This is a genomic window from Sphingomonas sp. AC449, from assembly GCF_979253475.1.
The window spans coordinates 464,784-473,214 of the sequence record NZ_CEEDCZ010000003.1; the positions used below are offsets into that span (position 1 = coordinate 464,784).

The window sequence follows — 8,431 nt, forward strand, 5'->3', positions numbered from 1 at the left end:
CGTCCCCGCGTCTTCATTGCGGCGCCGAGCAGCCGAGCGCGTTCACCCCTTCGCCGCCGCTGCGGCCAGTTCCTCGAGGTCGAGATCGTGCTCGAGATCGTGGAGCGTCTCGTCATCGATGCGGCCCGCACGGTGCAGGCGAACCAGCTCGGCGCGGCCGGCCGCGACTGCGGCGATGATGACGTCGAAATGGCTCGCGATCGCCACGTTTCGCTCCTCCACCGTACCGTCGAACGCATCCGCTGCCGTCGCCCGGGTTCGGTAGCGTCGCAGAAGCTGCGGGTGGATGACCGTCCCGTCGATCGCCACCGCCTCGCGTTCCACGAGCGCCAACTGTGCCTGGAACAGCATCATCTCGGCGGCGTGCAGATCGAGCGGCGGTCGCGCGCTGCCGTCATCATGCGGCTTTACGGCCCGGATGACCCAGCCGAGCGAGGTGCCCTGCACCAGGACGGTGACAAGGATCACGACGAACGCGGTGACGAGCATCAGATCGCGCGCCGGCATCGCCTCGGGCAGCGAGAGCGCGACCGCGAGCGTCACCACGCCGCGCATCCCGGCCCAGCTCATCACCACCGCCGCCCGCGTTCCGAGCGGTTGCTGTCGGGTCCACCCGATGCGGCGCGCGGTGGCGACGCCGGCGTCGACCGCGAAGATCCACACGAACCGCGCGGCGACGACCGCGAGGACGATGAGCAGCACGGGTCGCGCCATCGTGTCCACGACCATTTCGAGCCCGCCGACCCGGTCCAGCAACCCCCGCAACGACAGGCCGATGAGCAGGAACACGGTGGCTTCGAGAAGGAACACCAGCACCTGCCAGAATGCCATCGCCCGGATCCGCACACGGGCGGTGAAGACGACATGCTGATACCAGCCGCAGACGAGGCCCGCGGTGACGACGGCAATGACGCCCGACACGTGCAGCAATTCGCCCGCGATATAGGCGCTCCAGCAGACCAGCACGGTCGCTGCGATCATCAGCGTATCGTCGCCAAGCCGGCGGAGCAGGATCACCCAGAGCCCGCCGATCGCCGCGCCGACCGCAATGCCGCCCGCCACCAGCACGAAAAACGTTCCGGTCGCAGCACCGATATGGAAGCTGCCGGTCAGCACCGCCGCCACCGCGAAACGGAACAGCACCAGCCCCGCGGCATCATTCAGCAGGCTTTCGCCCTCGAGCAGCGTGGTCAGCCTGCGCGGGAGTTTCACCCGCTGCAACACGGCGCGGGCGGATACCGCGTCGGGCGGCGACAGGATCGCGCCCAGCGCGACGCAGGCGGCCCAGGGCAGTCCCGGCATCAGCAATCGGGTAACGATCGCCACAACCGCCGTGGTAAAGAAGACGGCGCCGACCGCCAGCGAGAGAATGCCGGCCATGTGCCGCCGGAACGGCGCGACCGCGGTGAACCACGCGCCGTCCATCAGCAGGGGCGGGAGAAACAGGACAAGCACCAGCTCCGGATCGATCGCGATCCCTTGCACGCCGGGTACGAAAGCCACCGCGCACCCGCCGACGATCAGCGCGGCTGCCGGCGGTAGCGACAGACGGCGAGCCAGATAGTGAAGCGCCAGCACCACCAGGAACATCAGGATGATCAGCTCGAAGTTTGCCGCTGGATGCACAAAGCCGCCCCTTTTCCTGCCCGCCCGGTGGTCCTGCAAGCTGTCCCGAACGGCGTCAATGCGATCGGGGCGCGCCCGCATTTGGGCTGCGCCGTTCCCGCGCGATTGCCGTCGCGGCGTTCGACGGTCTAATGTCGGGGGGCAGAGGGGAAAGCGCTCATGGAAACGATCGGCCGTGACCTGCGGGAAATGCAGCGGGTTCCGCTGCAGCCTGCGCATATTGCCGCGATCCGGGCCGCAGGGACGCGCAAGCACTATTCCAAGGGGATGATGCTGGCCGAGATCGGCGCGCCGGCCGACCGCTTCGTGTATGTCGAGGATGGGGAGATCGAGGTCGTCAACCCGTTCACGGGCGATCGACTGGTGCCTTCGACGCTGGGCCCCAACCAGTTCATGAGCGAGATCTCGCTGCTGTCCGGGGGCACATGGTCGCTACCGATGCGCGCAGCGAGCGACACGACCGTGGTCGAAGTCCCGCGATCCGCGATGCTTCGCCTGATGGCGGCGATACCGGAAATGTCGGACATCGTCATCACGGTGCTGGCGGCACGCCGTCGGCGGCAGCTGGATGCCGGCGACGGCATGCTGGTCCTGGTTGGCGAAGACGAGGACAAGGCCGTCAGACGCGTGGCCGAGTTCGCCGCGCGCAACCGCCTGCCCTACCGCTCCTATTCGCTCGGCAGCGACGAGGCCGCGCATGTCGCGAACAGCTGCGGAACCGCACCGCTGGAGCCCGTCGTCGTGTTCGGCCGCGACGTGGTGGTGAGCGATCCGACGCCGGAAAAGGTGGCACGGCTGCTCGGACTTGATCAGGACGTTCCCGAAGATGAGGCATTCGACGTGCTCATCGTCGGGGCCGGCCCCGCCGGCGTCTCGGCGGGCGTCTATGCAGGCGCCGAAGGGTTGCGCGCGCTGGTGGTCGACGAGACCGCGATCGGCGGCCAGGCCGGCACGTCCAGCCGGATCGAGAATTATATGGGCTTTCCCACCGGCATCTCCGGCGCCGATCTCGTGTGGCGCGGCGAGGTGCAGGCGATGAAATTCGGCACGCGCTTCGTCATGCCCCGGCGGATCGAGTCGCTGGACCAGCTCGACAACGGCGCCTTCTGTGCGACCTTCACCAATGGTCGGCGCGTTCTCGCCGCCTCTGTCGTGGTTGCAACCGGGGTCCAGTACAGACGCCTGCCGATCGCACGCCTCGCCGACTTCGAGGGCACGGGCATCTATTACGCGGCGACCGAGAATGAGGCGCGCTTCTGCCGCGATACGGAAGTGTTGGTCATCGGCGGCGGGAATTCGGCCGGGCAGGCTGCGATGTTCCTCAGTCGTACGGCGCGGCACGTTCGCCTGCTGGTGCGCGGCGACACCCTGGCCTCGTCCATGTCGAGCTATCTGTGGAGCAGGCTCGAGGCAGACCCGGCGGTTACCATCGAATACGGCACCCATGCCGTCGAACTTCATGGCGGGGACACTCTGGAGGCGGTGACGATCCGCAACGGAGACGGCGATCGCATTGTGGCAAGCTGCGCCGTCTTCGTGATGGTCGGTGCGGCACCCAATACGGGCTGGCTCTCCGAACTGGTCGCTCTCGACGGCAAGGGCTTCGTGCTCACCGGCGAAGCGGCTGGCGCGGCGTCGCCTTTCACCACGTCATGCGCAGGCATCTATGCCGTCGGCGACGTCCGCGCCGGATCGGTGAAACGCGTGGCGTCCTCGGTAGGAGAGGGATCGGTCGTCATCTCCAACGTGTGGGAGCATGTGCGCGGCCTGGATCGTTCCTGACCGGACGCCGTCTCCGCGGTTCCGACGCGGACCACGACGCTCGGGCTGCCCTGCCCCACCCCCAACCCCTGACATCCGCTCATAGGTCAGGGGCGCCAATTGCCTGGCGCCCTTCATCGATCACGTTCGAGCGAAGCGCGTCGATCTATACGGCCGGGGCGAATATTGCAGGTCCTTCACCCACGGATAGGTCGGCACGCGGTGCCTGTTGGCGATGTGCGGGATGTCCTGGTCGATCGCGCCGGGCGACAATGCCATCAAATGCGGGTTGGCGAGCGGCTTCATCGTTGGATTGAGATAGCACCGCGCGCTTGCCGGCCGTGGGGAGATAGAGTCCACGTACCGGGTAGTCGTCCTTCGTCTCCGCACAAAGATACTGGGAAAGCGTACAACTGTAATGTGTGATCGTTGCCAAGCCGACTATTAATCCTACCACACCTCAAGATATCTTCACTGAACGCCGCGTCATATGTAAACATGCTCACAGATTAAGGGCACGTCATTTCGTTGGACGTGAGCGACTGGCAACAGTTCGGCAAACCGGAATTTTTCGCTCCTCACGTCATGATTTGCCCCTTGACATGCTGCAATGGCCATCGGCGGCCGAACAATGTCAAAAGCATTTGAAATAACGCCGCAAGGATCAGAGCGACGGACACACCGCATGCCTGCGCCACCAACCCGAAGACTCCGCTACCCAGCGCGATCCCGGCAAAGGTCGCCATCTGGTAAAGCGCGAGGCTGCGCGCCAGCATCATGGGCGGTGCCGACATCTGGACCGCCACGTTGAAGGTCGACAGCGCCAGCACGGTCCCCGCCCCAGCGGCTAGAAGCGCCACGCCCGTCGCGATGAAGCCGAGATCGGCCGCGATGCCGATCGCGCCACAGGCGACACCCATCGATGCGATCCGTACGCTAGTCTCGTTCGATAGCGACTGCCGGAACCACGGGCTCACAAACGAGCCGAGGATCGATCCGAGGCCGAAGATCGCCAGCAGTGTGCCAAAAACCCGCGCATCGCCACCGACCAGATCGCGCGCGACGAGCGGCATCAACGCCAGGATCGCGCTGGACATGGTCCCGAACAAGCCGGCGCGGATCATGCTTATGCGCAGCGCCCGCGATCCCACCGCATACCGGACACCGCCGAGCATCGAGGCACCGATCTTCTGGCGGGCGGGCAGCTTGCGCGCGGTTGGCCGCCACCGCGACAGGACGACGATAAGCCCAACGAAGCTGATCGCGTTGACGACAAACGCCGCCGTCGCGCCTCCCGCGCTGACGATCACGCCGCCGACAGCAGGACCGACGGTCCGCGACAGGTTGAACCCCAGCCCATTGGCGACGATCGCGGCGGGAATGACGGGGCGGGGTACGAGGTCGCCGACCGAAGCCTGCCATGCCGGCGCATGGAAGGCCGCACCACAACCGAGCAGGAAGGTCATGCCTAGGAGCAGCGCCGGAGTCAGCCCATCGAGCCATCCCAGGATCGCCAATGCCAAAGCGACCAGCAGCATGAAGAGTTGCGCGCCAAGCATCAGACGGCGGCGGTCGCCATTGTCCGCCACCGCGCCCGCCAGCAGCGATACCAACACGATTGGCAGCGCCGCTGCGGTCTGCACGAGCGCGACGTATTTTGCGCTGTGCGTCAACGACAGCATGATCCAGGCGGCACCGACCGACTGTATCAGTCCGCCGAAATGCGACGCTGTGCTCGCCAACCAGACCGCGCGGAACACGGGAAAGGCGAACGGCGAGGTTGCGGTCGATGCGGCCGGGTCTTCGGCAGAAATACGCATGATCTCCAATCGTCCCGCCGCGTTAAGGCCCCGCGCACGGCCCGATCGGGGCTGTGCGTGGGTGCGATCAGAATCTGTATTTCATCTGGAGGCCATAGGTACGCAGGTCGGGCAGACCAACGATCAGCGCGGAATTGTAGGTGCTGTAGCGGAAGTTGTTGGTGAACACGCTGGCGTCCGCGATCGTCGTGTACGATCGGTTGTTGGTCACGTTGTTGACGAACGCTTCGATCGAGAAGCCGTTCTGGCTGGCACCCGTCCGCAAGTTGATCGTGTTACTGACCCGCGTCTTGACCAGATTTGCGGCGTCCGCCCACATGCCCGACTTGAACGAATAATCGACGCGCCCGAACCATGACGCGCGGTCGAGCCCGCCGATATCGCCGGTGTACTGGCCGCCCGCGGTCGCCGCATATTTCGACGTGTTCGGATTTTCGTTGCCGCTGAAATCTGTGATGCCGGAATAGGCGGTCACGGTCGCGTTCTGAAACTTCTTGATCTTGCTGTCGGTCAGCGCCGCCGAGAAGTTGAGTGCGATCGCTCGGGTAGCATTGAACGTGCCGTCCAGTTCGATGCCGCTCATGTCGACCGCGCCGGTATTCGCCGAGCCGCGAATGATCTGCGTGGTGTTGGTGACCGTGTCGACGACGTTCATCGTGATCGCGTTGATCTGGCTGCGCCACGGCGCGAAGTATCCGTCCAGCGACATCCGCAGCCTGTTGTCGAAGAAGCGGCCCTTGATGCCGATCTCGTAGTTGGTGACCTTTTCAGGGGAGACCGCCACGTTGATGCCCGCCGCGCTGGCCAGATTCTGCTGGGCCACGCTATAGGTCAGGAAGGCGGTGTTGAAGAGACCCGGGTTCACGCCCTTCGAATAGGACGCATAGGCCATCACGGCCGGCGTCGCCTGATACTGGGCGATGAAACGGGGCAGGAAATTCTTGTAGTTCTGGTTGAGCAGCTTTGACCCGCCGGCGTAGAAGCCCACGGGAACGAACAGATCGGTGGTCGCGGTATATCCGGTCGGCTGCGCATAGGCGTACAGCTTGTCGATCTGATAGCGACCCTCGGCATTGAGGGTCAGCTTGTCGGTGACCGCGTAGGACAGGCCATAGAACGCGCCGAAGGTACGCGACCGGGTGGCACCGCTGACGACCGAGGCATAGGCACCCGTACCGAGCGCGCCGTTGCCGCCGCCAAGACCGCCCTGCGAGAAGCTGTTCAGATAGCTCCCGCCGAAGCTCGCCTTGAACGGGCCGCCCTGATCGTAGCTGGCGCGCAACTCCTGCGAGAAATCGCGGTTGACGCGCTCGACCAGATAGGGAAAGTCGAAGTAGCTGCGACCGCCCGGGGTCAGGTTGACGATCGTCGTGTCGCCGTAATTGTCGAGATCGGACAATTGGCTGTAGCGTTCGTTATTGTAGCTGGTCAGCGACGACAGCGTCACCCCGGTATCGCCGACCTCGTAATCGGCACCCAGATGCATGTGATAATAGCGTCGCACCAGACCATAGCCCTGAACGCCGTCGTCCGGATTGACCAGGCGGCCGTTCGGGTTGGCCAGGAAGTCCTGGATGACCGAATCGTTGGTCGTGTTGGACGAAGGCGTCATGCTGCTGAGTTTCGGCGCCTTGCCGCAGAAGAACGGGTTCGACACGGCGGCACGGGTGGGCGAGCGACCGGTCAGCGTGCAATTGGACTGGCCGGGCACGACCACCGCCCCGGCGGCGTTGGTGATGGTGTAGGCCGAGATCATCCATATCGAAGACCTGGTCGTGATTACCGCGGACGGCTGCGAGCCAATCCACGCGATCGGCGACCACGTCATCACAGTCTGAAGGATCAGTATGTTACTTTCCGCATGTATGGATCCGTCGTTGGGCGGCGTCCCTGCCCTGACCGCCAAACTGGCCGGGATCGACGCGACCGGCATCGATTTCCTGCTGCTCGGCAATGATGCCGATGGCGTCGTCGCGCCCGCGGGCATCGAAGCACTGGTGACGATGCCGTGGGTTCTGGGCGTGGTGCGCAATGCGGTATGCCGCCGTGGATTATGTCAGGAAATACGGGACGGGATCGCTCGCGGGACTGATGATGGTGTCGACCACCGGCGGTCTGATTCCCGCGAACAAGGTGGTGCGCGCGGACCCGGCGTACGGGCGGGCCAACTCGGACCTGATGTCGGGCGACCTCGACCGGTTCGCGGCTGGCGGCGATGCGCTCGTGCCGTTCATGTCGGGCAGCGCGCCGTCGCCTGCGACCCGCGCGGCCTGGGCGCGGCAGCAGTTCAGCTGGCCGGTCTATAGCCGCAGAGCGATGCGCGGTTTTCGCATCGACAATGCCGACATGGCGGGAAAGCTGCCGCTACCCGTGGTGTTCGTGGTCGGCGGCAAGGATGCGGCGATGCCGTTCGCCGGGCTGAAGACGCTCGCCGCCAGCCTTTCGCACGGTCGCGTGCTCGCCTTTGCCGATGCCGGCCATACCGTCAGCGCCGATACGCCGGTCGCGTTCGATGCTGCGCTCTCCCGTTTCGTGGACGACGTCCATTCGCCGGCCACGCGTTAGGAATTGTTGATGACCTCCTGGATCAAGGGCGCGTCAGGCGTCGTCGCGCTGTTGCTGCTCGTCGGGCTCGCCTGGTACGTGCCCGCCCGTGCCGGGTGGTTCGCCAGCGACCGCGCCGCGTTGATCGAGCGCTATGCGAGCGCACCGTCGCAGTTCCTCAAGATCGACGGCGTCGACGTGCATGTCCGGGTCGAGGGGAAGGGGCCACCCGTGCTGATGCTGCACGGCACCGGCGTCAACCTCCACGAATGGGATCCGCTCGTCGAGCGGCTAAAGCCGTCATGATCGTCCGCCCCGAACTTCGCGCCGATACGCGTGTCTTCCTCGAACGCCGTGCCACGGGGGCAGGATTGTTGATCGACGGCATGTGGCAGTCGGCGGAAGGCGGCCGCACGTTCGCGACGCTAGACCCGGCCACGGGCGAAGAGATCGGCCGCATCGCCTCGGCCTCGGCGGGCGACGTCGACCAGGCAGTAACCGCCGCCCGCATCGCTTTCGACGGCTGGCGCACCACCACCCCGGTCAACCGGGCGCGCATATTGTGGGCGATCGCAGACCTGATCGAAGCGCATGTTGATGAACTGAGTAGCCCCTAGATTTCTGGACGCCTCGGGTCCTAATTTTGAGGACAGGAGGCGACGATGGGGAAACCCAATTTC

General features: G+C 65.2%; 8 protein-coding genes. 4 read left to right on the plus strand and 4 right to left on the minus strand.

All coding sequences use genetic code 11. The features are described 5' to 3' along the window. Positions 1-42 precede the first annotated feature (42 nt). Entirely contained in the window at positions 43-1,626 is a 1,584-nt protein-coding gene (locus tag AC0CH3_RS08680) for a Na+/H+ antiporter (RefSeq protein ID WP_354300330.1), read from the minus strand. Positions 1,627-1,785: 159 nt separating this feature from the next. On the opposite strand from AC0CH3_RS08680, the gene AC0CH3_RS08685 reads away from it, so the two are divergent. Continuing rightward, the gene (locus AC0CH3_RS08685; RefSeq protein ID WP_354300332.1) at positions 1,786-3,408 is read left to right on the plus strand and encodes an FAD-dependent oxidoreductase; all 1,623 of its coding nucleotides are present in this window, start codon (positions 1,786-1,788) and stop codon (positions 3,406-3,408) included. Between the two features lie 120 nt (positions 3,409-3,528). Here AC0CH3_RS08685 and AC0CH3_RS08690 read toward each other — a convergent pair whose 3' ends face one another. From AC0CH3_RS08690 to AC0CH3_RS08700, 3 genes are all read right to left on the minus strand, one after another. Beyond that, a complete protein-coding gene (locus tag AC0CH3_RS08690; protein WP_354300334.1) occupies positions 3,529-3,693 on the minus strand; it encodes a hypothetical protein in 165 nt (54 codons plus the stop codon). A gap of 272 nt (positions 3,694-3,965) precedes the next feature. Continuing rightward, positions 3,966-5,207: an MFS transporter gene (locus AC0CH3_RS08695; RefSeq protein WP_354300336.1), complete on the minus strand. Its 1,242-nt coding sequence runs from the start codon at positions 5,205-5,207 to the stop codon at positions 3,966-3,968. Between the two features lie 67 nt (positions 5,208-5,274). Next, a complete protein-coding gene (locus AC0CH3_RS08700; protein WP_465237773.1) occupies positions 5,275-7,035 on the minus strand; it encodes a TonB-dependent receptor in 1,761 nt (586 codons plus the stop codon). A 203-nt stretch (positions 7,036-7,238) separates the two neighbouring features. On the opposite strand from AC0CH3_RS08700, the gene AC0CH3_RS08705 reads away from it, so the two are divergent. The 3 genes from AC0CH3_RS08705 to AC0CH3_RS08715 are packed head-to-tail and all read left to right on the plus strand — an operon-like array spanning position 7,239 to position 8,368. Further along, positions 7,239-7,772 carry an alpha/beta fold hydrolase gene (locus AC0CH3_RS08705; protein ID WP_465237774.1) on the plus strand — a complete coding sequence of 178 codons (534 nt, stop codon included), beginning with the start codon at positions 7,239-7,241 and terminating at the stop codon, positions 7,770-7,772. Between the two features lie 9 nt (positions 7,773-7,781). Further along, positions 7,782-8,057, plus strand: coding sequence for an alpha/beta fold hydrolase (locus AC0CH3_RS08710; protein WP_465237775.1), 276 nt, complete (start codon positions 7,782-7,784; stop codon positions 8,055-8,057). Next, the gene (locus AC0CH3_RS08715) at positions 8,054-8,368 is read left to right on the plus strand and encodes an aldehyde dehydrogenase family protein (protein WP_465237776.1); all 315 of its coding nucleotides are present in this window, start codon (positions 8,054-8,056) and stop codon (positions 8,366-8,368) included. The genes AC0CH3_RS08710 and AC0CH3_RS08715 overlap by 4 nt, the downstream gene beginning before the upstream one ends. Positions 8,369-8,431 lie beyond the last annotated feature (63 nt).